Here is a 24,223-nt window from a genome sequence, read left to right as displayed (position 1 = left end):
TGCCCGATTTTTCTGACACTAACCAACATCATTCATTAAAGGAGCGTAGGAAAAATGGAATCAGCCACTGAGCATCAAGGCCGCATTCTGCTGGTAGACGATGAGTCCGCCATCCTGCGTACGTTCCGCTATTGCCTGGAAGACGAAGGCTATACCGTCGCCACCGCCAACAGCGCCGCCCAGGCCGACACCTTGTTGCAGCGCCAGGTATTCGACCTGTGTTTTCTCGATCTTCGCCTGGGCGAAGACAACGGCCTCGATGTGCTGGCCCAGATGCGCATCCAGGCGCCGTGGATGCGCGTGGTGATCGTCACCGCTCATTCGGCAGTCGACACTGCAGTGGATGCTATCCAGGCCGGTGCGGCCGACTATCTGGTCAAGCCATGCAGCCCGGATCAGTTGCGCCTGGCGACCGCCAAGCAACTGGAAGTCCGCCAGCTGTCGGCAAGGCTGGAGGCACTGGAAGGCGAGATACGTAAACCCAAGGACGGCCTTGACTCCCACAGCCCGGCAATGAAGGTGGTGCTGGAGACTGCCCGCCAGGTGGCCAGCACCGACGCCAATATCCTGATTCTTGGTGAGTCCGGTACCGGTAAGGGAGAACTGGCCCGGGCGATCCACGGCTGGAGCAAACGCGCGAAAAAATCCTGTGTCATCATCAATTGTCCCTCGCTGACAACCGAGCTGATGGAAAGTGAATTGTTCGGTCACAGCCGTGGTGCGTTCACCGGTGCCAGCGAGAGCACGCTGGGGCGGGTCAACCAGGCGGACGGCGGAACGCTGTTTCTCGACGAAATCGGCGATTTTCCCCTCACACTGCAACCGAAATTGTTGCGTTTCATTCAGGACAAGGAGTACGAACGGGTCGGCGACCCGGTCACTCGCCGTGCGGACGTGCGAATCCTCGCGGCGACCAACCTGAACCTTGAAGACATGGTCCGTGACGGACGTTTTCGGGAGGACCTGCTGTACCGGTTGAATGTCATCACGCTGCATTTGCCGCCGCTGCGCGAGCGCGCCGAAGACATCCTGACCCTGGCGGACCGCTTCCTGGCCCGCTTCGTCAAGGAGTATGCCCGTCCGGCGCGAGGATTCAGCGATGAGGCCCGTGAAGCGCTGCTAGGCTACCGCTGGCCGGGCAACATCCGGGAACTGCGTAACGTGGTGGAGCGTGCCAGCATCATCTGTCCCCAGGAAAAAGTTGAGATCAGTCATTTGGGCATGGCCGAGCAACCGGTGAACAACGCACCGCGCATCGGCGCCGCGCTGAGCCTCGACGAACTGGAAAAGGCCCACATCGGTGCGGTGCTGGCCACGGCCGATACGCTGGACCAGGCGGCCAAGACCCTGGGCATCGATGCTTCCACGCTGTATCGCAAACGCAAGCAATACAACCTATGAGCGGTACCCTATGAAACTGGCGATGAAGCTGCGCACTCGACTGTTTCTCAGTATCTCGGCCTTGATAACGGTGGCTTTGCTGGGATTGCTGCTTGGCTTGGTCAGCGTGATGCAAATGGCCAATACCCAGGAACAATCGGTGCGTGACAACTTCATCCTGTTGGACCTGGGCCTCAAACTGCGCCAGACCCTGGGCGACCAGTTGATGATCATGCTCGATGACAAGCCCGACCTGGCTGCGCTCGAAGCGTCCAAGCAGCAATATTTCGGTCTGTTGGAAGAGGGCATCACGCACGAGCAGGGCCTGGAGGAGCCGATGACGAACTTCACCCAGGCCAAAGCCGACTACCTTGGGTTTCTCGAGGCCTTTGCGGCCACTCGCCAGCAGCCGCCGCAGCTCACGGGCATCCAGGACCTCACTGAGAAATTCAACGTGTTGCGTAACGGGCTGATCGAAGGGTATCGGCACGCCTTGAACAACATCAGCGACACCCAGACCCGCGCCCGTGACCGAGCGTTGCTGATTTCCAGCCTGCTGGGGTTGGTGGGGGTGGCGGTGCTGGTCATCGGTTTCATCACGGCCCATGGCATCGCCCGGCGTTTCGGGACACCGATCGAAGCACTGGTTTCGGCGGCGGACGACATCGGCCAGGGCAACTTCGAAGTGACGTTGCCGGTTTCCTCTTCCCCTGAACTGAACCTGCTGACACGTCGCTTCGGAATCATGGCCCAGGCCCTGCGTGAGCATCAGGCCACCAATGTCGATGAGCTGCTGGCCGGCCAGCAGCGCTTGCAAGCGGTGCTCGACAGCATCGACGATGGCTTGCTGATGATCGACCGCCAGGGCCGGCTGGAGCACCTGAACCCGGTCGCCCAACGACAATTGGGCTGGGACGAGGAACGCCTGGGGCAGGGATTGGGCGAGGCGCTTGGACGCCCGGATCTGGACAAGGAATTGCACCTGGTGCTGCGCGGCGGAACGCTGGAGCGGGCACCGGACGACCTGAGCATCGAGGTGGATGGCGAATCCCGCTTGTTGACCTACAGTCTCACGCCCGTCAGCCATACCCAGGGGCATATTCTCGGGGCGGTGATGGTGCTGCACGACGTCACCGAACAACGCGCCTTCGAACGGGTACGCAGTGAGTTCGTGTTACGGGCTTCCCACGAGCTGCGAACGCCGGTGACCGGCATGCACATGGCGTTCGGGCTGTTGCGCGAGCGCGTCCATTTTCCTGAAGAGTCCCGCGAGGCTGACCTGCTCGACACCGTCAATGAAGAAATGCAGCGGCTGATGCAGCTCATCAATGACCTGCTGAACTTCTCGCGCTACCAGAACGGCCTGCAAAAGCTGACCCTGGCCCCTTGCTCCATCGAAGACTTGCTGGAAGCGGCCCGCCTGCGATTTGCCGCCCAGGCCCAAGCCAAGGGCATCGAGTTGCTCGTGGCAATCCAGGGCCCGCTGCCGCGCCTGCATGCCGACGCGGCGCAGCTGGAGCGGGTGCTGGATAACCTGATCGACAACGCCATGCGGCACACCGGCGACAACGGCCAGATCCGCCTGCAGGGCCGGCGCCATGGCGAACGGGTGATCATCAGCGTCGAAGACAACGGCGAAGGCATTGCCTATGGTCAACAGGGGCGGATCTTCGAACCGTTTGTCCAGGTCGGACGCAAGAAAGGTGGCGCAGGCCTCGGGCTGGCGCTGTGCAAGGAGATCGTTCAGCTCCATGGTGGGCGCATGGGTGTCTACTCAAGGCCAGGGCAGGGCACCCAGTTCTACATGGCGCTGACGGTTTGAGGCCGTATTGTCTAAGCCTCGTCGTCCAGGCGCCGCCCAAGTCGTCGTCGACCGCGGGTAATCAGTTCAATGAACTGCACGGCACTGAGGGCGTGGGCAAACAGCCAACCCTGGCCAAACGTTACGCCTTCGCTACGCAGGTATGACGCCTGAGCCTCGTGCTCGATCCCTTCTGCAATCACCTTGAGTTGCAACGCGTGGGCCATGCGAATGATGTGCGGGGCCACGCCGCTGCTGGCGGCATCGTGGCCGAGGGCATCGATAAAGGCCTTGTCGATTTTCAAGCAGTCCACCGGCAGGGTCTGCAGGTAAGCCAGGCTGCAATAACCGGTGCCGAAGTCGTCGATCAGCACCTGATGACCCACATCGCGTAACGATTGTAGGTTATCCCTGGCAACCAATACATCGATCAGCCCGCGCTCCGTCACTTCAAAGGCAATCTGCCGCGCCGACACCCGATGCCGCGCCAGCAAGCGGGCGATCACTTCGCCGATGCGCGGCACCATCACATCGCATGCCGCCAGGTTCACCGAAATATAGAGCTGCGGATTGGCTCGCAAGAGCTGACCCAGCTGGTCAAACAGCCGCTGCAAGACGAAGTCGGTGATCTGGCGGATCTGCCCGGTATCTTCCGCCATCGGAATGAACAGCTCCGGGCTGGTCAAGGAGCCGTCCGGTCGCCGCCAGCGCAACAAGGCTTCAGCACCGACACAATTACGGCTGCGCAAGTCGAAAATCGGCTGATACAGCACCTGGAACTCACCTCGCCGGATGGCCCCATGCAGCTCGACATCCATGGATTGACGCTGGCGCGCCAGCAGAAACACCAGGAAACCGATCCCCAGGCCCAATATCAGGCTGGTGGGCAGCATCCACCAAGCGTTCGCCGGAATATGAAAGCCGTTGCGCTGGGCAATCAGCACCAGTTGATATTCCGGACTGTCGGTCTTCATGCGATAGATCAGCCGGGTCGCTGTCACCTGCAGGGCATTGCGGTTTTTCGGCGGCCAAGGCTCGGTGGGGGGCCAATATTGATCGCTCCCCAGCACGGGAACGGCACGCTCGCCATGGTCCAGGACCACCAGCAGGCTGCTGCCGGGCGGCAGATCAACCACGTCGGTCAGATGCCCTCTGGAGGTGGCGACCCGAAAGTTACCACGCCCCAACATCAGTGCAGCTCGGTTTTCATCGGGCTCAGTGGTGGTGTTTAGCCAATAACTGTAGGTCGGGCCCCGTAAGTCGGGCGCATGGGCAAGGGACAATCCACTCTGGCGTGGACGACTGGAGCAAGTACCGCGACTGTCGATATACACCGCCTCGTAGACGAAGCGGTAGTTGAAGCTGACCTGTTGCAAGGTCGCGATCATCTCGTCGTCGCACCCGCGCAGCGGTTGGTTTTGCAGGTCATCGAGGCTTTCGCGCAACTGCCCGAAAAGCTGTTCCAGCCTTTGCAGGAAACGTTCACCCTGGGCATTCATCAAGTCGCTTTCGCGCTGCTGGGTCTGCTGCATGACAACGAACAGGCTCCCCGCCAGCAGGAGCAGCGTACTCAGGGCAGCCGCTACCGTCGCCAGGAAGAGAGGGCGATGGAGCCAGCTTTGCAGGGTTTCTCGGGCAGCCTTCATCAATTGATAATCCGAAAGTTACCAATGAGTTATAGCCGCTGATTTGGATTTAGCCTTTATCGTCGGACAGGCGTCATTATTTTGTCTGGTTAAGTACCTGCAGGATCGCCGCACTTTGCGCGTCCGGCGTACCGTCGAACCGGGTCGGTCGATAACGCATCTGGAAGGCAGCCAGCACATGGCGGGTCGCCACGTCCCATTCGCCGGTGCGGGGCGTCGGGTAGCCGAGGCCGGCCAACTCGGTCTGGAACCAGGTGGCACTCGGCAGTTGCGTCAGGAAGAACGCCTGCTGGCGCGCCACGGCCTGTTCGTCCGGCCAGACGCCCAGGCCTGCCTCTGCCAGGCGCTTCCAAGGGAACAACGGCCCCGGATCAAGCTTGCGCAGGGGGGCGATGTCACTGTGGCCGATGATGTTGACCGGGTTGATCGCGTTGCGCCGGGTGATGTCCTTGAGCAACGTGATCAAGGATTGGACCTGGGCTTCGCTATAGGGGTACCAGAGACGCCCAGTGGGGCTGTCGACGTAGCCCGGATTGACGATCTCGATGCCGATGGAGCTGGAGTTGAGCCAGGTCCGCCCCTGCCATTCGCTTTCCCCGGCATGCCAGGCGCGCCGGCTTTCATCTACCAGCTTATAGATGGTCGCGTCCTTGTCGTCGCCAATCAGGTAATGGGCGCTGACCTCGCCATGGGTCAGCAGCGCGAGGGACCGCTCCAGGGAAGCCGAGGTGTAATGCACCACGACGAACTGGATACGGCTGTCATGGTTCACCGACGGGTGGCTGGTATCAAGCCGAGGACCGCTGGCACAACCGGCCAGGGTCAGTAAAAAGACAATGATCGAGACAATTTTCATGGCGCACATGCGTCTACGGATGACGAATAATGCAACAGTGTAACGTATCGCTGTGCAAGGATCCGGCTTGCCTTCCGATATTAAACAAAATGGAACAATTGACCTCAGCCCAGCTCCACTCGGTTACGCCCGGCAGATTTCGCCCGATATAGCGCCTGATCGGCTCTTTTGAGCACTAGATCGCTGTGTTCGCCCGCTTTGAATGCAGTCATGCCCACGGACACGGTAATCGTCACCGGCTCGCCCTTGAAGTGAAATGGACAAGCTTCGATGGCTGCCCGCAGGCCCTCAGCCAGTTTGGCACCCGACGCCAGGGGCGTATCGGGCACCAGCAGGACAAACTCCTCGCCACCAAAGCGAGCGATGAAGTCGCTGCCCCGTAGACGTTTGCGCAACACGGTGGCGATGATTTTCAACACCCGATCACCGGCCAGGTGACCGTAGTTGTCGTTGATCCGCTTGAAGTGATCGAGGTCGAGCATCGCCAGCAGCAAGCTGTTGCCGTGTCGCTGCCACTGGGTGACCTCGTGTTCAAGCCGCTCGGTCCAGGCAGCGCGGTTGGGCAACCCGGTGAGCGGGTCAATCAGTGCCTTTTGTCGCTGCTCCTCAAGGTTCTCACGCACGACCTGGGCTTCCTGCTCCATCACCGCGACGCGCTCGGCCAGGCTCTTGAGGCGGCTGGAAACCTCCTGCTCGCGCTGGTCACGCTGCTTCTGGTGCTGGTCCATCGTACCGAGCAGGCCTTCCAGATGGTTCTCCAGGACCTGCTTGAGTCCTTCCAGATCGTCGGCTTCCTGCATGCTGCTTTGCAGACCATCGACTTGCTCGCGGATCTGGGTGTCCATTTCCCTGGAGGCCGAGAGATTGTCTGCGTGGCCTTCACTGGCCGCGCGCAAGCTGCTCTGGAACGACTCCAACCGATCATTGAGACGTTGCAGATACGCTTCGAACTCAAGCTGGCCACTGTCGGTGATGGCCAGCATGAGCGTCGCGAAATCGTCGAGAATCGGCAGTAGTTCGTACCAATTCAAACCATTTCTAAGGCGTTCACCCATGGCCTCGGCTTGAGGGCGATGACGCTCGGGCAAGGTCAGGTCACCCAGCAGGCCCAGCAGGGTGTCTTCGATGTGCTTTGCCACCGAACTGTAGGAAGGTTCCGGAGAGTCGGGCAGGGCGTAATGGGCCTCATCCGGATCGACGGACAGTGGCTCGACGGTAGTCGAAGGCTCATCAGCTTTTGTATCAGGGGACCGAGCTTCCTCCGGCACGGGAGATGGCGCCTCGGGCACCAGCTCGTCGGGATTCTCCAGCGCGGCGGCAATCGCAGGCTCCGCGGCAGTCGGTACTGGACCGGTGGCTTGCTCCGGTTCGAGGGCCGGCGGGGCAATGTCGGTGGCAGGCTTCGGAACGGGGTCGACCATCGGCGGAATGAAGGCAACCGGTTCAGGGGCTTCATCGATGGGCCGGGCCTGCTCCACCGTCGGCATGACGAGGGCGGAAAGGGACGTCGGCACTGGCGGTGGCGCTTCGGTCGGTGGCACCAGAGCAACGTTGTCCGGAACGGGGGCCTGTGACTGAGGGGCCGTCTCTTCGTGACCATGACCACCAAACAGCCGTTGCAGCAGGCCGGGACGACTCGCTTCGGCAGGCATCTCCAATGCACTCAGCGCCTTGCCTTGCAAGCCGCTCAACTCGCTGAGCAACAGGGGAACTTCACGGGCCTGGTCGACTCGCGCCTCCAGGTGCTTGGCAAACTTTTTCAGCGACCGACGCACTTCTTTCGGCAGCGGCAGGGTCTGTAGCTGAGCGACCAACGCCGTCAATGCGGTGCTCATTTGTTCGGCCCGGGTCTCGCGGCGCTGCTCGGAATCCAGCACGGCTTTTTCCAGGCGTGGCAAAAGTGCGGCGAGGGCGGCGTCCATGTCATCGGTGCGCACCACCTCGCGCATCTCTTTCATGCATTGATCAACGGCCCGGTCCGTGCCCTCGGCGGCCAGGGTACTGCGCACCAGGCCACGACGCAGCAAGTCGAGCCGGGCATCCCAGCGGCGCTCGAGCTTTTCCTGCTGTTCAATGCTCTTGAGGTACTTCTCTCTCCAGCGTTCGGCGTCGTCGCTCATTCATCGGGTCCACAAGGGGCAGCACTCAGCGCAGGAAATGCGTCAGCCGTGAGCGAACCCGGTAGACGAATTTCGACTGCAACCGGCAGGTGATCGGAAATGGGCTGGGCCAGGACCTCGACACGCTCAAGGGTCAGGGTCGGACTCAGCAGAATATGGTCCAGGCAGCGCTGGGGGCGCCAGCTGGGGAATGTCGCTTCGAGTTGCGGCGCGAGCAGGCCGAGGTCGCGCAGGGGCGACGTCTGCAACAGGTCGTTGGCATGGGTGTTCATGTCGCCCATCAACACCTGGTGTTTATACCCACCGATCAACTCACGGATATAGGCCAGTTGCATCGTTCGGGTACGCGCCCCGAGGGCCAGGTGCATCATGACCACGACCAAGGCCTCCGGCCCTTCGCCGAAGCGCACCAGGATCGCTCCGCGCCCCTTCGGACCCGGCAGCGGGTGGTCTTCGATCGCCCAGGGCCGCAGGCGACTCAACACACCATTGCTGTGCTGGGCGAGACGGCCGAGGTTGCGATTGAGTTGCTGATACCAGTAGGGAAACGCACCCAGTTGGGCCAGGTGCTCCACCTGGTTGACGTAGCCTGACCTCAGGCTCCCGCCATCGGCCTCCTGCAAGGCCACCAGGTCGAAATCCTTCAGTAGGTCGCCGATTTTCTGCAGGTTACCGGCACGCCCGGTGTGGGGCAGCAGATGTTGCCAACCCCGGGTCAGGTAATGTCGGTAGCGTTCGGTGCTGATGCCCACCTGGATGTTGAAGCTGAGCAGCCGCAAACGACTGTCGGCGGGCAGGCCCGTGGACGCGACATGATGCTCGTTGACCCGCGGCTCATGCAGGCCAACGATGCGTTCGGAGCTCCAGCGAGCCATGACGAGGGCGGCGCTTAGTTGGCAACAGCCTTGGTCGTCGCTCGCTCTTTGGCGATCAGCTTGTCGGCCAATTGCAAGGCTTGGTCTGCGCCGCCGGCAGAGCCGATGTCAAAGCGGTATTTGCCGTTGACGATCATGGTCGGCACGCCGGTGATCTCGTACTTCTTCGCCAGCTCCTTGGCTTTGACGATTTGGCCCTTCACGGCGAAGGAGTCGAAGGTTGCCAGGAATTTCTCCTTGTCTACGCCCTGGGTTGCCAGGAAGTCTGCCATGTCATTTTTGTCGGTCAGCTTCTTATGTTCTTTCTGGATGGCGTTGAATACCGCCGCGTGAACCTTGTGCTCGACACCCATGGCCTCGAGGGTCAGGAACATCTGGCCGTGGGCATCCCATGGGCCGCCGAACATGGCAGGGATGCGGACGAAGTTCACGTCCGAAGGCAGCTTATCAACCCATGGATTGATCACCGGCTCGAAAGCGTAGCAATGCGGGCAGCCATACCAGAACAGCTCCACCACTTCGATCTTGCCGGGTGCGGCTACCGGAACCGGGTTGCTCAATTCGACGTAAGGGGCCTTCGACTCCTCGGCGTTGGCTTGAGCGCCGATGCCGAACAGGCTGGCGGCGACGAGCGCGGCGCTGATGATCAGATTACGCATGCTTTACTCCTGGACAAATAGGGGACCTCGCGAGGTGTGTCTTCAGACAGACCATGACGGGTTCAAGTTCTTAGTGTAACGGCAGCGGCCACAAAAAAGGGCGGCCAAAGCCACCCTTTTGATGCTTGCATCGACAGATTAATCGAGCGTTAACGTTACAAGCGGTGTACACCCCTCGCAACGTCGCTCAAAGACCTTAGTGCAGGCCCTGGATGTAGCTGGAGACGGCGGCGATGTCTTCGTCGCTCAACTTGCGAGCGATGGTGCGCATGGTCATGGCGTCGCCGTCGTTGGCACGACCGCCTTCTTCCTTGCGGAAATCGGTCAGTTGCTTGGCCACGTACTGGGCATGCTGGCCGCCCAAGTGCGGGAAGCCGGCAGCGGCGTTGCCGGCACCGTTCGGCGAATGGCAACCGGTGCAGGCCGGCAGGCCTTTGTCCAGGTCACCGCCACGGAACAGCTTCTCACCGCGTGCCACGAGTTTCTCGTCGGCGGCGCCGACGCTGCCTTTCTGGCTAGCGAAATAGGCCGCGATGTCCGATAGGTCCTGATCGCTCAGGTTGGTCAGCAGGCCAGTCATTTCCAGAACGGTGCGCTTGCCCGACTTGATGTCGTGCAATTGCTTGGTCAGGTAGCGTTCGCCCTGCCCCGCCAGTTTCGGAAAGTTTGGCGCTGCGCTGTTGCCATCCGGCCCATGGCAGGCCCCGCATACGGCGGCTTTCGCCTGGCCGGCGGCGGCATCGCCAGCGGCGTGGGCTACGCCGGATATCCCCAAGGTCAACAGCAGACTCACGATCAGTTTGTTCATCAGCTAATCCAACTACGGCTAAGGGTTAAAGAGTTATGGACCGGGTTCACTCGCTCATCCACTGGATGATGGCTTGGTAATCCTCGGCACTGCAGTCCATGCACAAACCACGCGGCGGCATCGCCTTGAAACCCTGGGTCACGTGTTGCACCAGCGTCCCCATACCTTTCGCCAACCTCGGCGTCCAAGCTTCCTGATCGCCCTTGCGGGGCGCCGTTGGGAGTTGGCCGGAATGACAGGCACCACAAACACGGTTGTACACAGCTTCCGGATCCTGTGTAGCCTGAGCGCTGTAAAGCGGTATCAGGACACCGGCAGCTAGCAGCCATTTCGTCATAAAACGACCTTTTCAGGGTTGAGAGCAAGCTGCGTTCTGATGCGCAATTTAGGTCGATCGCTCTCGTGAGCCTCATCCTTCGCTGGGACAAAGCGCACACAAAATCTGCGGCATTATATACTGGCGTCACTGAAACGGAAACGACACAGCTTGCCGCGTCCATTCCCGACGCCGCCCACATCGGAAATCCCATGCAACTGAAGAACCCCATCCTTGGCCTGTGCCAACAGTCCACCTTCATGCTCAGCGCCGCCAAAGTCGATCAATGCCCCGACGACGAAGGCTACGAAGTGGCGTTTGCCGGGCGTTCCAACGCCGGCAAATCCAGCGCACTGAACACCTTGACCCATGCAAGCCTGGCACGCACCTCGAAAACCCCGGGTCGCACGCAGCTGTTGAACTTCTTCAAGCTAGACGATGAACGCCGTTTGGTCGACCTGCCCGGCTACGGTTACGCCAAGGTGCCGATTCCGCTCAAGCAACACTGGCAGCGTCACCTGGAAGCCTACCTGGGCAGCCGCGAGAGTTTGAAGGGTTTGATTCTGATGATGGACATCCGCCATCCGATGACCGACTTCGACACGCTGATGCTCGACTGGGCGGTCGCCAGCGGCATGCCCATGCACATCCTGCTGACCAAAGCGGACAAGCTCACCTACGGTGCGGCCAAGAACACGCTGCTCAAAGTGCAGTCGGAGATTCGCAAAGGCTGGGGCGATGCAATCACCATCCAGCTGTTCTCGGCACCCAAGCGCATGGGCCTGGAAGAAGCCTATACCGTGCTGGCCGATTGGATGGAGCTCGCGGACAAGGGCAGCGAAGAGGCCGAATAAGCCGAATCGCAGGCAAAAAAAACCCCGGACTTCGTATGGGGAGGGGGAAGTTCGGGGTCCAAGTTCCGGACCGCTAGGGCGGGGTCCAGATATCTGCCAACACTTAACACAACATAGGAGCATTGAAGGGCTTCACCAGCCATTCAGAATCTCTGAGTGGCATTTCATGGGTTTAGTTCAGATTATTTTTTGAAATGCCCTTAGGAAATTTCTTACCCGCCCCTCGCAGGCAATGACATTCAATTGTGGCGAGGGGATTTATCCCCGCTGGGCTGCAAAGCAGCCCCCCAGAAGTTCGTCACGCCTCAGTGCGCTTCATCCCAGTTGTTGCCCACGCCCACTTCCACCAGCAGCGGCACGTCCAGCGTGGCGGCGGCACTCATGTGCTGGCGAATGTCCTTGCTGACCTGTTCGACCAGGTCTTCCCGTACTTCCAGCACCAGTTCGTCGTGCACCTGCAGGATGACCCGGGCATCCAGCCCTGAAGTCGACAACCAGCGATCCACGGCCACCATCGCTTTCTTGATGATGTCGGCCGCAGTGCCTTGCATCGGTGCGTTGATGGCCGTGCGCTCCGCCCCCTTGCGCAGTGCCGGGTTCTTCGCATTGATGTCCGGCAGGTACAACCGGCGGCCGAAAATGGTTTCGACAAAACCCTGTTCGGCGGCCTGGGCACGGGTGCGCTCCATGTACTCCAGCACACCCGGGTAGCGGGCGAAGTAGCGGTCGATGTAGGCCTGGGACTGCTTGCGATCGACCCCGATCTGCTTGGCGAGACCGAAGGCGCTCATACCGTAGATCAAGCCGAAGTTGATCGCCTTGGCGCTACGGCGCTGATCATGGCTGACGGCCTCCAGCTCGACGCCGAATACCTCGGCGGCAGTGGCCCGGTGCACGTCCAGGTCATTGCGGAACGCGTGGAGCAGACCTTCATCCTTGGCCAGGTGCGCCATGATCCTCAATTCGATCTGCGAATAGTCCGCCGCCAGCAGTTTGTAGCCTTTCGGTGCCACAAACGCCTGTCGGATCCGCCGACCTTCGGCGGTACGGATCGGAATGTTCTGCAGGTTCGGATCGATGGACGACAGTCGTCCGGTCGCGGCAACGGCTTGTTGATAATTGGTGTGGACGCGGCCGGTGCGGCTATTGATCTGCTCCGGCAGGCGATCGGTGTAGGTACTCTTGAGCTTGCTCAGCGAGCGGTACTGCATCAGCACCTTGGGCAGCGGGTAATCCTGCTCGGCCAGTTCGGCGAGCACCGCTTCGGCCGTGGATGCCTGGCCCTTGGCGGTTTTGCTGAGCACCGGCAAGCCGAGCTTTTCGTACAGGATCACACCCAATTGCTTCGGCGAGCCGAGGTTGAATTCCTCGCCAGCGATGGCAAACGCCTCACGCTCCAAGGCCACCAGCTTCTCACCCAGTTCGACGCTCTGCACGCCCAGCAGGTTGGCATCTACCAGCGCACCCTGACGCTCGATACGCGCCAGCACCGGCATCAGCGGCATTTCGATCTCGTTGAGCACTTTGCCCAGGCTTGGGATCGCCGCGAGTTTTTCCTGCAGGGCCTGGTGCAGACGGAAGGCCACGTCGGCATCTTCGGCGGCGTACGGGCCGGCCAGTTCCAGGGAGATCTGGTCGAAAGTCAGCTGTTTGACTCCTTTGCCGGCGATAGCCTGGAAATCGGTCTTGCTCTGCCCCAGGTATTTGAGTGCCAGGCTGTCCATGTCGTGACGGGTCGCGGTGGAGTCCAGCACGTAGGATTCGAGCATGGTGTCGAAGGCAATGCCCTGGACCAGGATGCCGTTGTTCTGATCACCACCGATGGCGCAGTTGGCCAGGATGTTGGTTTCGAACTTGGCGTGCTGGCCGACCTTGGGCTTGTCGGGGTTTTCCAGCAGGGGCTTGAGGGCCTTGAGCACCGTGTCGCGATCAAGCTGCTCCGGCACGCCCATGTAGGAGTGGGTCAGCGGAATGTAGGCCGCTTCATGGGCCGCCACGGCAAACGACAACCCGACCAATTGCGCATGCTGGGGATCGTCACCGTTGGTTTCCGTGACGAATGCAAACAGTGGCGCTTGCTCAAGCTTGGCCAGCCAGGCGTCGAAGCGCGCCTGATCGAGAATGACTTCGTACTTCGCTTCGTCACCGCCGGGTTGTTCGTCGGCCACTTCGACGATCTCCTGGCCGGCACGCTTGGCGTCCCGCTGGTTTTCTTCGAACCAGCTCTTGAACTCCAGGAGGGTGTACAGCTCGGCAAGTTTTTCGTGGTCCGGTGAGCCCATTTGCAGATCGTCGAGACCGACATCCAGCGGCACGTCAGTCTTGATGGTCGCCAGCTCGTAGGAAAGAAACGCCATTTCCTTGTGTTCTTCGAGCTTGGCGGGCAGGGCCTTGGCGCCGCGAATCGGCAGCGTGGGAACGATGTCCAGTTGCGCATACAGCTCGGTCAGGCCGCCGTTGACCCCTACCAGCAAGCCGGAGGCAGTCTTTGGCCCGATCCCCGGAACGCCCGGGATGTTGTCGGAAGAATCGCCCATCAATGCCAGATAATCGATGATCTGCTCCGGAGCGACACCAAATTTCTCCTTTACGCCAGCCACGTCCAGCGAGCTACCGGTCATGGTATTGACCAAGGTAATGTGCCCGTCGACCAACTGCGCCATGTCCTTGTCACCGGTGGAGATCACCACCGGGCGGTCGGCCGCGGCGCTGCTGCGGGCCAGGGTGCCGATCACGTCGTCGGCTTCGACGTTGTCCACGCACAGCAGCGGGAAGCCCAAGGCCTTGACGCTGGCATGCAGCGGCTCGATCTGCACGCGCATGTCGTCGGGCATGCTCGGACGGTTGGCCTTGTACTCGGCGTACAGGGCATCGCGAAACGTCCCACCCTTGGCGTCGAACACCACGGCAAACGGGCTGTCCGGGTACTGCTTGCGCAGGCTCTTGAGCATGTTCAGCACGCCCTTGACCGCACCGGTCGGCAGGCCTTTGGACGTGGTCAGCGGTGGCAGCGCGTGAAACGCGCGGTACAGATAAGAAGAACCGTCCACCAGGACGAGGGGGGCTTGGCTCATGAGCAGGATCAACCTTTTCGGCGGGTCCGGGGCTAGAATAGCGGGACCGTTGACGACAAAGGGACAAGGTTATCATGCGTACACTAAATCGCCTGTTACTGGCTGGCTTGTTTGCGATCACTCCGCTTACTGTCATGGCGGCGGACGACGCACCTTCGGCGGACCCGGACGTCACCATTCGCACGGAAGGCGATAAAACCATCCAGGAGTACCGGCAAAACGGTTTCCTGTATGCGATCAAGGTCACGCCCAAGCATGGCAAGCCTTATTTCCTGGTGCGCGCCGACGGCACTGATGCAAACTTCATCCGTTCGGACCAACCGGATATGCTGATCCCGTCATGGAAGATCTTTGAGTGGAAATAGTTTCCTAATTTCAACCGGCGCCCGCTGAAGGGCGCCCGTACTGGCAGTTCTAACCATGTCTGTGTTCACCCCCCTGGCTCGGCCCGAGCTGGAAACCTTTCTTGCCCCTTACGGGCTCGGCCGCCTGCTTGATTTCCAGGGGATCGCCGCTGGCAGCGAAAACACCAATTTCTTTATCAGCCTGGAGCAGGGCGAATTCGTCCTGACCCTGGTGGAACGCGGCCCGGTTCAGGAAATGCCGTTTTTCATCGAGCTGCTGGATGTACTGCATGAGGCCGACCTGCCGGTGCCTTATGCGTTGCGCACCACCGACGGCGTTGCGCTCAGGGAACTGGCCGGCAAACCTGCGCTGCTGCAACCGCGCCTGGCCGGCAAGCATATCAAGCAGGCCAATGCGCAGCATTGCGCTCAGGTCGGCGAGTTGTTGGCGCATCTGCACCTGGCCACCCGGGACAACATGATCAAGCGCAAGACCGATCGTGGCCTGGACTGGATGCAAGAGGAGGGCGCAAAGCTGCTGTCACACCTCGAGACCGAGCCTCGTCGGCTGCTGCAAACGGCGCTGGACGAAATCTCGCTGCAGAAGACCGGCATCCTGGCGCTGCCCCGCGCCAACATCCATGCCGACCTGTTCCGTGATAACGCCATGTTCGAAGGCACGCACCTGACTGGCTTGATCGACTTCTACAACGCCTGCTCCGGGCCGATGCTGTATGACGTCGCCATTGCCCTGAACGACTGGTGTTCGGATGACGACGGTGTGCTCGATGGCCCGAGGGCGCGGGCGTTGCTGGGCGCTTATGCGGCCCTGCGACCCTTCACTGCCACCGAAGCCGAGCTATGGCCGACCCTGCTGCGGGTGGCGTGCGTGCGGTTCTGGCTGTCGCGCTTGATCGCGGCCGAATCCTTTGCCGGGCAGGATGTGTTGATTCACGATCCGATGGAATTTCAACAGCGGTTGGCCCAGCGGCAGGACGTTCATACACCGCTGCCTTTTGCCCTGTAAAAGCATCGCGGGCAAGCCTTGCTCCCACAGGTCTGTGTTTACTCTGTGGGAGCAAGGCTTGCCCGCGATCGGTATCGTCGCCAATCAAGCGTTACAACGACTCCAGGCACCCCGCCAAATCATTCCCCAGCTTTTCCAACAACTGCTCATACCCCTGCGCCGTCGCCGGGGTGTAGCCGCCCAGCGCATCCAGCTCCGCCAGCTTGACCGGCAGCCCGGTCACCAGGGTTTCGGCCAGGCGCGGGCGCAGGGGCGGTTCGCTGAACACGCACGTCTTGCCCACCGCCTGCAAACGCGTGCGCATCGCCGCCACATGCTGGGCACCAGGCTGGACCTCGGCGGCCACGGCGAACACCCCGGCGTGCTTGAGGCCGTAGGTGTCTTCGAAATAGTCGAACGCTTCGTGGAACACGAAGTAGGGCTTGCCGGCAATCCCGGCCAGACGAGACTTGAGGCGCGTATCCAAGGCATCGAGCCGCTGGTTGAAACCCTTGAGGTTGCTTTGATAACGCTCGGCATTGGCCGGGTCGGCAGCGCTCAGGTCAGCGGCCATTCTGGCGGCGATCACCCGCGCATTGATCGGTGAAAGCCACAAATGAGCATCGATCGTGCCAGGACGATGGTCATGATCATGCTCATCGCCATCCTCGTCGGTATGGGATTGGCTGTCCTCGGTAAAATGCCGCAACTTGAGCCCCGGCAGATCCTGTACCGCGACGGAAGGCAACGTGCGACCGTTCAACACCCTCGGCAGGAAACCTTCCATGTCCGGGCCGATCCAGTACAGCAGGTCCACCGACTGCACCTTGCGTACGTCGGATGGGCGCAAGGCGTAGTGGTGAGGTGAAGCCCCAGGCGGCAGCAGCACCTCGGGAACGGCCACGCCGTCCTGCACCGCAGCGGCAATCAACTGCAACGGCTTGATGCTGGTGAGGACCTTGACCTCGGCCCGGGCCGGACCGATCAGCAGAAAAGTTGCGACAAAAGCGACAAAGAGCGAAAAAAATCGGGACACGATGACCACTCGAAGAGGCGAGAACGGGTAACATAATAACGTCTCTCACTGAACTCGTCGCTGCCCATGCCTATTACACCCCTCGCCAGTCGTCCCCACGATCACTCTCACTGCGTGCACAGCGCGCTGTCCGAGGCCGATGCCATCTGTGCGCGGCAGGGGCTGCGCCTGACCGCCTTGCGGCGGCGCGTGCTGGAACTGGTCTGGCAAAGCCACAAGCCGTTGGGTGCCTACGACATCCTGGCGGTGCTCAGCGAACAGGATGGCCGCCGCGCCGCGCCGCCGACGGTCTATCGGGCGCTGGACTTCCTGCTGGAAAACGGCTTGGTGCATCGCATTTCCTCCCTGAACGCCTTCGTTGGCTGCAATCATCCCGAACATGCCCATCAAGGCCAGTTCCTGATTTGCCGTGAATGCCACGCCGCTATCGAGCTGGAGCAGAAATCCATCAGCGATGCCATCGTCGCCAGCGCCAAAGAGGTCGGCTTCGTGGTCGACAGCCAGACCGTCGAAGTGGTCGGTCTCTGCTCCGGTTGTCAGGGGGCCTGATGAGCAATGCCTTGATCCGCCTCGAGCAGGTGGCCGTGACGTTCGCCGGGCAGAACGTGCTGGACAACATCCACCTGAGCGTCGAGCCGGGGCAGATCGTCACCCTGATCGGCCCCAACGGCGCCGGCAAGACCACCCTGGTGCGCGCCGTGCTGGGTTTGCTCAAGCCGGACAGCGGCAGCGTCTGGCGCAAACCGAAGCTGCGGGTCGGCTACATGCCACAAAAACTCCATGTCGACCCGACGCTGCCCCTGTCGGTCCTGCGTTTCCTGCGCCTGGTGCCCGGCGTGGATCGTGGGCGGGCCCTGGCGGCACTCAACGAAGTCGGCGCCGAACACGTGATCGACAGTCCGGTGCAAAGTATCTCCGGCGGTGAAATGCAGCGCGTGCTGCTGGCCCGTGCCTTGCTGCGCGAGCCTGAGCTGCTGGTGCTCGACGAGCCGGTACAAGGGGTCGACGTGGCGGGACAGGCCGAGCTGTACAGCCTGATCACCCGCCTGCGCGACCGTCACGGCTGCGGCGTGCTGATGGTTTCCCATGATCTTCACCTGGTCATGAGCACCACCGACCAGGTGGTCTGCCTCAATCGGCATGTCTGCTGTTCCGGGCATCCCGAGCAGGTCAGCGGCGACCCGGCGTTCGTCGAGCTGTTCGGCAAGAACGCCCCCAGCCTGGCGATCTATCACCACCACCATGACCACGCCCACGACCTGCACGGTTCGGTGGTCATCGGTGCACCTGTTACCCCCCATGTTCATGGAGATGGCTGCAAGCATGGCTGATTTTCTGATGTACGCCCTGCTTGCAGGCCTGGCCCTCGCGCTGGTGGCCGGCCCCCTGGGTTCGTTCGTGGTCTGGCGGCGCATGGCCTATTTCGGCGATACCTTGTCCCACGCGGCATTGCTCGGTGTGGCGCTGGGGTTCTTGCTGGACGTCAGCCCGACGGTGGCGGTGACCGTCGGCTGCCTATTGCTGGCGGTAGTACTGGTGACCTTGCAACAGCGCCAGCCGCTGGCGTCCGACACACTGCTGGGTATCCTGGCGCCCAGTACCCTGTCCCTTGGGCTGGTGGTCCTGAGCTTCATGCGTGAAGTGCGGATCGACTTGATGGCTTACCTGTTCGGAGACCTGCTGGCCATCAGTCCGACGGACCTGGCCTGGATCCTGGGTGGCAGCGCCGCCGTGCTGCTGTTGCTGGTAGCGCTCTGGCGACCCTTGCTGGCCGTCACCGTCCATGAAGAACTGGCCCGGGTCGAAGGCCTGCCCGTGACGGGGCTGCGACTGGCGCTGATGCTGCTGATTGCCGTGGTGATTGCGGTGGCGATGAAAATCGTCGGTGTGTTGCTGATTACGTCATTGCTGATCATTCCGGCGGCCGCGGCACAACGTCACGCCCGCTCGCCGGAGCAGATGGCCCTGGGCGCGAGCCTGCTGGGCATGCTTGCGGTGTGTGGCGGGCTGGCCTTGTCGTGGTTCAAGGACACCCCGGCCGGCCCGTCGATCGTGGTCAGCGCCGCGGCATTGTTTCTGCTGAGTTTTGTCCTGCCCCGTCGAGGGGTGTAGACTTGCTCGCTTTTTGCGCAAATAGAGAGTCGCAGGAATGAAGCCGTTCGCCTCCCGTTATCTGCTCCTTGTCGCATTTTCCTTGCTGCTGGGGGCTTGCACGAGTTCGCCGCCCGTGACCGAAGCGCCCGATACCCGGGGCCCGGCCATTGCGCAGCTGGAACAAAGCCTGGCCAGCAATGAGCTGGCCACCGCTGAAGATCAATTGGCCGCACTGCAGGCCCAGACGCCGAATGATCCGGCGCTGGAGCCTTATCAGCGGCAACTGGCCGAGGCGTATCTGCGCCGCAGCCAGATCGATCTGCAAAAAGGCGATGTAAACGCCGCCGCCACCGCCCTGAGCCGTGCCCGCGCCCTGATGCCCAAGGCCCCGGCACTGACCGGTGAAGTCAACGGCGCGATAGCCCAGGCCCGTAAGGTCGAGCTGGATAAAGCCGAGGCGGCCCTCCAGGCTGCCGAAACCAAACCAGTCGCCAAGCTGATCGATCCGAGCGCCGAGAGCACTACGATTCAGCTCAATATCAACGATATCCAGCAAATGCGTCGGCAACTGGATGCCATTGCCGCTGATGTGGTGAATTTTCAGTGTGATGTCACCGTCCAGGCGCCGCGTACCGACGATTATCCGTGGCTGGCGAACCTGCTGACCAAGCGGGTTAAAAAGCTGGATCAAGGGTTTGATCTGAAGCTTCGCAAACAGATCCTGCGCAGCGTGCCGGCACAGCTGGTGCTGACTCCGCGTAGAGCTTAAGAGCATCGCGAGCAGGCTCGCTCCCACAGGGTTTGGTGTCGGATACAACATTCGTATTCACAACAAAGCCCATGTGGGAGCGAGCCTGCTCGCGATAGCGTCCTTACAGGCAGACGAGCATCAAGCCGGAATCCCCTTGGCCTTGGGCTCCCGCGCCCAAACCCGATGCTGGGCAATCGCCGCAAAGAAATCCGCGAACTTGCCGGCATCCGCATCCGGAATCAGCCCCGCGTCCGCGTCCAGTTTCAACAGCGTCAGTAATTGCCGGGCTTCACCATGGAGGGCGATAGCCTTCAGGTGTTTGTAGGCTTCCAGCAGGTAATGCAACGCAACGCCATCGCCGCTCAGGGCCTGGATCGACTGCGCGCCGCCCGGTACGAACACCGCGTCAAACGCAATGGATGGCAACCCCTCCATGGACGCATCCACCGCCAGCGTCTGCCCAGCGGCGGTCACGACCGGCGCGGAGGTCGGCCCGAGGACTTTTGCGTGGGCACCTTCGGCCTTCAGCGCCTGCTTGAGCGCATCGATGATCGCCCCATCGACGCCGTTCGCCACCAGCACCGCGACTTTGCGTGTCTTGATATCTCCGGACAGCAAGTTCGCCTGGCTCAAGGCCGGGGAGGTCTCCAACGAAGGCGTCGGGACATCCACGGTGCCCGCAGCGGGCGCCGGCAACCCCAGGTTTTTCGCCACCCGCGCCGCCAGTTCCAGATCGATGTTGGCAAGGATCTCGTTAACCTGCCGCGCCCTGATGTACTCGCGCTCGACCTTGCCCAATTCGAAACTGTAGGCCGCGATGATGTGCTCCTGCTCATGGGCACTCATGCTCTTGTAGAACAGCCGCGCTTGGGAAAAATGGTCACCGAACGAGTCACTGCGCTGGCGGATCTTGTAAGCGTCGATACGCTCTGGATAGCTTTCAAAGCCACCGTCTTGCGGACCGGGCGGGGTTTCCTTCGGCCAACCACCATCGATTGAGTTCGGCTCGTAGGAAGTCCGCCCCTTATCGATGGTGGTGCGGTGCATGGCGTCACGCTGGCCGTTGTGCACCGGGGTGATCGCACGGTTGATCGGTAGCTCATGAAAATTCGGTCCACCGAGTCGGCTGATTTGCGTATCGGTGTAGGAAAAGAGCCGGCCTTGCAGCAAAGGGTCGTTGGAAAAGTCAATGCCCGGCACGATATGCCCGGGGCAGAAGGCGACTTGCTCGACTTCGGCGAAGAAATTGTCCGGGTTGCGGTTCAGCACCATCTTGCCCAGTGGCGTGATGGGCACGAGTTCTTCAGGGATGATCTTGGTCGGGTCGAGCAGGTCGAAGTCGAATTTGTGCTCGTCTTCCTCGGCGACGACCTGCACACCGAACTCCCATTCCGGGTAATCCCCCATCTCGATCGCTTCCCACAGATCGCGCCGGTGGTAGTCCGTATCTTTACCGGCCAGCTTCTGGGCTTCGTCCCACACCAATGAACACGTGCCGACCTTGGGTCGCCAATGGAATTTGACGAAACTGCTGCGGCCTTCAGCGTTGATCATGCGGAAGGTATGGACACCAAAGCCTTGCATGCTTCGCAGGCTTTTTGGAATGGCCCGGTCGGACATCGCCCAGATCACCATATGAGCCGACTCCGGCACCAGCGAGACAAAATCCCAGAAGGTGTCGTGAGCCGAGCCGCCGGTAGGAATCTCGTTATGAGGTTCGGGTTTTACCGCGTGAACGAAGTCAGGAAACTTCACCGCATCCTGTATGAAAAAGACCGGCATGTTGTTGCCAACCAAGTCGAAGTTGCCTTCGTCGGTGAAGAACTTCACCGCAAAACCCCGCACGTCACGCACCGTGTCACCCGAACCCCGCGGCCCCTGCACGGTGGAAAAACGCACGAACACCGGCGTCTTTTTGCTCGGGTCCTGTAGGAAACCGGCCTTGGTCAGTGCCGAATGCGCTTCATAGCTCTGAAAGTAACCATGGGCCCCGGTACCGCGGGCGTGAACGATGCGCTCAGGAATGCGCTCATGGTCAAAATGCGTGATCTTTTCACGCATGATGAAATCTTCCAGCAGCGAAGGCCCACGGGCGCCGGCGCGGAGGGTGTTCTGGTTGTCGGCGATCTTCACTCCCTGATTGGTGCGCAAGGCCTGCTCGGTGGCATCGGAGCGAAACGGCTCCAGGCTCTCAAGCTTGGCATTGGTGTTGCCGCGATCCAGGGTGTCGGTCCCGGCCAGTTGGCTCTTGGTGGTTGAAGGCTGCTTGGTATTCATCAGACATAAACTCCTCGTTTCGATCCCTTTCCACAGAGGGCTTGCGGACAAGCGCCGGGCAGTAGCGCCCAGGCATTCGGGAGTGGCTTATGTAGTGACTGATGACGGTTCGAGCCGTTCCCTCGAAACACGTCGGGATTTTCCCGACCAGCGCCCACCCAACGGTGATGAACATCATCGTTGGGTGGGCAGAGCTCCAGCGGTCAGATGCCATCGCGCAGGATCTCGATTCTCCACCTCTGGCGCGTATCCACGCCTTGATAGCGGTCGACCCATTCCGGGCTGATCTGGGGCGATGGGCCCAGGTGGTTGGGCATCACATCATGGATGGACGGTGCCCGCGGATAGCTGGCCCAAGGAATGTTCAGCGGGTTGAACACGTTCTTGGGCGTGTCCTGGAAGTGCATGGAGTCATCCGGAATGGCTTTCAGTCGGCTGTTGTCGGCATAAAGGCGCCAGTCGCGGTTGTACAGCGAATGGATCCGGTCCGCTTGCCACTCCCACTGCTGCCGGTTATCCAAGGCGCAGCTATCGGTGATCAGCGCTCCATCCGTTTCGCGCACGCTCAGGCAGCGGTTCGACGCCCGGTTGACGTACCGATTCTCCGAATCCAGGCCCCACAGTTGATTGGCGTTCGAGGCCGCACAGGATTCAAGGGAAACGCCCGAGTTGGCATTTTCAGCCATGCACTTGCCGACGCCGTCGGCGGAGCGAATCAGCACGGTCATCTCGCGTGTCAGGAACGGACTGTTCAAGTCCAGCGTGTATTGCTCGGCGGCATCGTAGACATCGGTGACATGCAGGGATTTGACCTGGGTCCGGTCCCACCACCACTCACGACGATTCAAGTCATAGCCGCCTCCAATGCTCACGGTTGCGGCACCGGTGTAGTTGCCGGGCAACTCCCACAAGGTATAAGACTCAAGCGACGCCGAGCGCATCATCGGGGTCATTCGCGCCTCGGTTAAAATAGGCATGCCGGCCGTGAGCCTGTCGACCAATACAGCCTTCAGCTTGGGATCTATGGGTGCGTTCCACGTCAACTTCGAACCGTTCTGCGCTGCGATCAACGAGTAGTCCTGAAACGCGTAACTCATGGTCTTGGAATGTGAATAACTCAGGCCGAAATTCACATTGAACGGCGATTTGGCGGCATAGGTAATGTTTTCGGCTTTCGTTCCGCCAAACTCGCTGCCCAATGTTCCGCCAATGGAAAATCCATTGGTTTTCGTCTCGCTGTAATTGAAATCCGTCCTCGAATCGCTGGCAGGCGCCGAATTGACCAACACCGGAACAACCTGTTCAGCAGTCAGTTGGTGAGTGAACCGGTATGCATGCGGCAGATAGGCACCCCAGAGATTTTCCCCACTGCCACCCGGTCCGAATCCACCGATGGTGATGCCGTTCTTTGTGGACCGCGTTGTCGTGGGCGACGTCTTGATGGAAACGAACTTCTTGTCCTGGCTTCGCTCTGCACTCCGGATGACATCGATATTCACCACGGACGTCATTTCCTGGTTCGGGCTCTGAAGATTGATGTTGTAGGTCAGTTTCGGCAGGCCAATGAACTCGCCTTCCTCCCGGGGGTACCCGGCCTGTGCCTGCAGTTCCGTGACCAGCAACCCCACCGCATCCAGGACGGCTTCATCCTGGTAACCTTCCAGGCGATAGACATTGATCTCCGAATTGCTCACCCGATGAAACAAGACATAATCAAACGCGCTGGAAATTCCGAATATGCTACTTACTGTTTCCGTCAGTTCCGTCGTCTGGTAGCCCATCTTCAACAACACCGGCTTCCCCGAACGGAAAATCGCCGTTACTTTCTCGATGGCTGCTTCATCATCCTTTACTGCGGCGATGTCCAAATAGGCCAGAGAAGAAAACTTGTCGTCGGCGAGTCGCTTCCTGAACTCTTCCTCGGGCATTGCCGCGACTGACAGCGCTTGGTATTGGGGTAGAGCCACCTGCGCATCGGGAAGTTCACCGAAGATCATTAAAGTGTCCGAGGTCGTCGAACTTGCAGCTACTGCGTTCGCCATTACGCTCAACGCAAACAGCCCTGCAAAAATAGCGTTATGCTTTTTCACATCCAATTCCTTTTAAATATTTCCCCGCCGTTGCGTGACGGGCTTTACTTCGCTGTAGTGAGCGACGACCGGTAACTTACCAGAGACTTACCCATGGCCAACCGAAAGGACTTATTCGAAATGAAACCGAGTATGTGGATATATTTAAAAGTTAACTTTGAATGTTCTTGAGCAGGACGGATGAACAGTCCTTTGCCTGTCAGGCCTGGCGACCGCTGCATGGCGTCCAGGCCCCG

At 60.6% G+C, this 24,223-nt stretch carries 20 protein-coding genes; 9 read left to right on the top strand and 11 right to left on the bottom strand.

What is annotated here, in order from left to right:
• Positions 1-54 precede the first annotated feature (54 nt).
• Together algB and CGA22_RS07210 are read left to right on the top strand one after the other, a co-directional pair.
• Positions 55-1,401 carry a sigma-54-dependent response regulator transcription factor AlgB gene (gene algB, locus CGA22_RS07215; RefSeq protein WP_041020750.1) on the top strand — a complete coding sequence of 449 codons (1,347 nt, stop codon included), beginning with the start codon at positions 55-57 and terminating at the stop codon, positions 1,399-1,401.
• A gap of 10 nt (positions 1,402-1,411) precedes the next feature.
• Positions 1,412-3,202, top strand: a complete 1,791-nt coding sequence (locus CGA22_RS07210; protein WP_041020749.1) for an ATP-binding protein — start codon at positions 1,412-1,414, stop codon at positions 3,200-3,202.
• Positions 3,203-3,213: 11 nt separating this feature from the next.
• Here the strand turns inward: CGA22_RS07210 and CGA22_RS07205 are convergent, their stop codons facing one another.
• From CGA22_RS07205 to CGA22_RS07175, 7 genes are all read right to left on the bottom strand, one after another.
• The gene (locus CGA22_RS07205) at positions 3,214-4,827 is read right to left on the bottom strand and encodes an EAL domain-containing protein (protein WP_041020748.1); all 1,614 of its coding nucleotides are present in this window, start codon (positions 4,825-4,827) and stop codon (positions 3,214-3,216) included.
• A gap of 76 nt (positions 4,828-4,903) precedes the next feature.
• Positions 4,904-5,683 carry an N-acetylmuramoyl-L-alanine amidase gene (locus CGA22_RS07200; protein ID WP_041020747.1) on the bottom strand — a complete coding sequence of 260 codons (780 nt, stop codon included), beginning with the start codon at positions 5,681-5,683 and terminating at the stop codon, positions 4,904-4,906.
• Between the two features lie 104 nt (positions 5,684-5,787).
• Positions 5,788-7,803 carry a GGDEF domain-containing protein gene (locus CGA22_RS07195; protein WP_041020746.1) on the bottom strand — a complete coding sequence of 672 codons (2,016 nt, stop codon included), beginning with the start codon at positions 7,801-7,803 and terminating at the stop codon, positions 5,788-5,790.
• A complete protein-coding gene (locus tag CGA22_RS07190; protein WP_041020745.1) occupies positions 7,800-8,678 on the bottom strand; it encodes an endonuclease/exonuclease/phosphatase family protein in 879 nt (292 codons plus the stop codon). Before CGA22_RS07190 ends, CGA22_RS07195 begins: the two co-directional genes overlap by 4 nt.
• A 14-nt stretch (positions 8,679-8,692) precedes the next feature.
• Positions 8,693-9,337 (bottom strand): thiol:disulfide interchange protein DsbA/DsbL, encoded by a 645-nt coding sequence (locus CGA22_RS07185; RefSeq protein ID WP_041020744.1) that lies wholly within the window; start codon positions 9,335-9,337, stop codon positions 8,693-8,695.
• Between the two features lie 196 nt (positions 9,338-9,533).
• The gene (locus CGA22_RS07180) at positions 9,534-10,145 is read right to left on the bottom strand and encodes a c-type cytochrome (RefSeq protein WP_041020743.1); all 612 of its coding nucleotides are present in this window, start codon (positions 10,143-10,145) and stop codon (positions 9,534-9,536) included.
• A 46-nt stretch (positions 10,146-10,191) separates the two neighbouring features.
• Complete coding sequence (locus tag CGA22_RS07175) at positions 10,192-10,482, bottom strand: c-type cytochrome (RefSeq protein WP_041020742.1); 291 nt, start codon at positions 10,480-10,482, stop codon at positions 10,192-10,194.
• 191 nt (positions 10,483-10,673) lie between these two features.
• On the opposite strand from CGA22_RS07175, the gene yihA reads away from it, so the two are divergent.
• Positions 10,674-11,315, top strand: coding sequence for a ribosome biogenesis GTP-binding protein YihA/YsxC (gene yihA, locus CGA22_RS07170; protein ID WP_041020741.1), 642 nt, complete (start codon positions 10,674-10,676; stop codon positions 11,313-11,315).
• A gap of 305 nt (positions 11,316-11,620) precedes the next feature.
• Here yihA and polA read toward each other — a convergent pair whose 3' ends face one another.
• Complete coding sequence (gene polA, locus CGA22_RS07165; RefSeq protein WP_041024688.1) at positions 11,621-14,389, bottom strand: DNA polymerase I; 2,769 nt, start codon at positions 14,387-14,389, stop codon at positions 11,621-11,623.
• Positions 14,390-14,463: 74 nt separating this feature from the next.
• Here polA and CGA22_RS07160 point away from each other — a divergent pair, with 74 nt between their 5' ends.
• Both CGA22_RS07160 and CGA22_RS07155 read left to right on the top strand, forming a co-directional pair.
• Complete coding sequence (locus tag CGA22_RS07160; RefSeq protein ID WP_041024687.1) at positions 14,464-14,754, top strand: DUF2782 domain-containing protein; 291 nt, start codon at positions 14,464-14,466, stop codon at positions 14,752-14,754.
• Between the two features lie 55 nt (positions 14,755-14,809).
• On the top strand, positions 14,810-15,760 hold the full coding sequence (locus CGA22_RS07155) for a homoserine kinase (RefSeq protein ID WP_041024686.1): 951 nt from the start codon (positions 14,810-14,812) through the stop codon (positions 15,758-15,760).
• A gap of 91 nt (positions 15,761-15,851) precedes the next feature.
• Here CGA22_RS07155 and CGA22_RS07150 read toward each other — a convergent pair whose 3' ends face one another.
• Positions 15,852-16,775, bottom strand: coding sequence for a zinc ABC transporter substrate-binding protein (locus CGA22_RS07150; protein WP_041024691.1), 924 nt, complete (start codon positions 16,773-16,775; stop codon positions 15,852-15,854).
• Between the two features lie 66 nt (positions 16,776-16,841).
• Here CGA22_RS07150 and zur point away from each other — a divergent pair, with 66 nt between their 5' ends.
• Genes zur through CGA22_RS07130 form a run of 4 tightly spaced genes read left to right on the top strand, consistent with a single transcriptional unit; the run spans position 16,842 to position 19,638 of the window.
• Positions 16,842-17,324, top strand: a complete 483-nt coding sequence (gene zur / locus CGA22_RS07145; RefSeq protein WP_024778404.1) for a zinc uptake transcriptional repressor Zur — start codon at positions 16,842-16,844, stop codon at positions 17,322-17,324.
• Entirely contained in the window at positions 17,324-18,106 is a 783-nt protein-coding gene (gene znuC, locus CGA22_RS07140; protein WP_041024685.1) for a zinc ABC transporter ATP-binding protein ZnuC, read from the top strand. Before zur ends, znuC begins: the two co-directional genes overlap by 1 nt.
• Positions 18,099-18,887, top strand: coding sequence for a zinc ABC transporter permease subunit ZnuB (gene znuB, locus CGA22_RS07135; RefSeq protein ID WP_041024684.1), 789 nt, complete (start codon positions 18,099-18,101; stop codon positions 18,885-18,887). The genes znuC and znuB overlap by 8 nt, the downstream gene beginning before the upstream one ends.
• A 37-nt stretch (positions 18,888-18,924) precedes the next feature.
• Complete coding sequence (locus CGA22_RS07130) at positions 18,925-19,638, top strand: PA5502 family lipoprotein (RefSeq protein WP_041024683.1); 714 nt, start codon at positions 18,925-18,927, stop codon at positions 19,636-19,638.
• A gap of 120 nt (positions 19,639-19,758) precedes the next feature.
• Here CGA22_RS07130 and katE read toward each other — a convergent pair whose 3' ends face one another.
• Positions 19,759-21,897 (bottom strand): catalase HPII, encoded by a 2,139-nt coding sequence (katE, locus tag CGA22_RS07125; protein WP_041024682.1) that lies wholly within the window; start codon positions 21,895-21,897, stop codon positions 19,759-19,761.
• 203 nt (positions 21,898-22,100) lie between these two features.
• Positions 22,101-23,987 carry a ricin-type beta-trefoil lectin domain protein gene (locus tag CGA22_RS27280; RefSeq protein ID WP_084213828.1) on the bottom strand — a complete coding sequence of 629 codons (1,887 nt, stop codon included), beginning with the start codon at positions 23,985-23,987 and terminating at the stop codon, positions 22,101-22,103.
• Positions 23,988-24,223 lie beyond the last annotated feature (236 nt).

This window comes from Pseudomonas sp. PSB18, assembly GCF_014596565.1.
Classification (GTDB): Bacteria; Pseudomonadota; Gammaproteobacteria; order Pseudomonadales; family Pseudomonadaceae; genus Aquipseudomonas.
Note: the sequence above shows the minus strand (reverse complement) of the source record. Positions and strands in the feature narration are given on the sequence as shown.

What these genes read in the sequence shown, in the direction of transcription:
- algB (WP_041020750.1), top strand. Translation starts at nt 55, where the DNA reads ATGGAATCAGCCACTGAGCATCAAGGCCGCATTCTGCTGGTAGACGAT.
- CGA22_RS07210 (WP_041020749.1), top strand. Translation starts at nt 1,412, where the DNA reads ATGAAACTGGCGATGAAGCTGCGCACTCGACTGTTTCTCAGTATCTCG.
- CGA22_RS07205 (WP_041020748.1), bottom strand. Translation starts at nt 4,827, where the DNA reads ATGAAGGCTGCCCGAGAAACCCTGCAAAGCTGGCTCCATCGCCCTCTC.
- CGA22_RS07200 (WP_041020747.1), bottom strand. Translation starts at nt 5,683, where the DNA reads ATGAAAATTGTCTCGATCATTGTCTTTTTACTGACCCTGGCCGGTTGT.
- CGA22_RS07195 (WP_041020746.1), bottom strand. Translation starts at nt 7,803, where the DNA reads ATGAGCGACGACGCCGAACGCTGGAGAGAGAAGTACCTCAAGAGCATT.
- CGA22_RS07190 (WP_041020745.1), bottom strand. Translation starts at nt 8,678, where the DNA reads ATGGCTCGCTGGAGCTCCGAACGCATCGTTGGCCTGCATGAGCCGCGG.
- CGA22_RS07185 (WP_041020744.1), bottom strand. Translation starts at nt 9,337, where the DNA reads ATGCGTAATCTGATCATCAGCGCCGCGCTCGTCGCCGCCAGCCTGTTC.
- CGA22_RS07180 (WP_041020743.1), bottom strand. Translation starts at nt 10,145, where the DNA reads ATGAACAAACTGATCGTGAGTCTGCTGTTGACCTTGGGGATATCCGGC.
- CGA22_RS07175 (WP_041020742.1), bottom strand. Translation starts at nt 10,482, where the DNA reads ATGACGAAATGGCTGCTAGCTGCCGGTGTCCTGATACCGCTTTACAGC.
- yihA (WP_041020741.1), top strand. Translation starts at nt 10,674, where the DNA reads ATGCAACTGAAGAACCCCATCCTTGGCCTGTGCCAACAGTCCACCTTC.
- polA (WP_041024688.1), bottom strand. Translation starts at nt 14,389, where the DNA reads ATGAGCCAAGCCCCCCTCGTCCTGGTGGACGGTTCTTCTTATCTGTAC.
- CGA22_RS07160 (WP_041024687.1), top strand. Translation starts at nt 14,464, where the DNA reads ATGCGTACACTAAATCGCCTGTTACTGGCTGGCTTGTTTGCGATCACT.
- CGA22_RS07155 (WP_041024686.1), top strand. Translation starts at nt 14,810, where the DNA reads ATGTCTGTGTTCACCCCCCTGGCTCGGCCCGAGCTGGAAACCTTTCTT.
- zur (WP_024778404.1), top strand. Translation starts at nt 16,842, where the DNA reads ATGCCTATTACACCCCTCGCCAGTCGTCCCCACGATCACTCTCACTGC.
- znuC (WP_041024685.1), top strand. Translation starts at nt 17,324, where the DNA reads ATGAGCAATGCCTTGATCCGCCTCGAGCAGGTGGCCGTGACGTTCGCC.
- znuB (WP_041024684.1), top strand. Translation starts at nt 18,099, where the DNA reads ATGGCTGATTTTCTGATGTACGCCCTGCTTGCAGGCCTGGCCCTCGCG.
- CGA22_RS07130 (WP_041024683.1), top strand. Translation starts at nt 18,925, where the DNA reads ATGAAGCCGTTCGCCTCCCGTTATCTGCTCCTTGTCGCATTTTCCTTG.
- katE (WP_041024682.1), bottom strand. Translation starts at nt 21,897, where the DNA reads ATGAATACCAAGCAGCCTTCAACCACCAAGAGCCAACTGGCCGGGACC.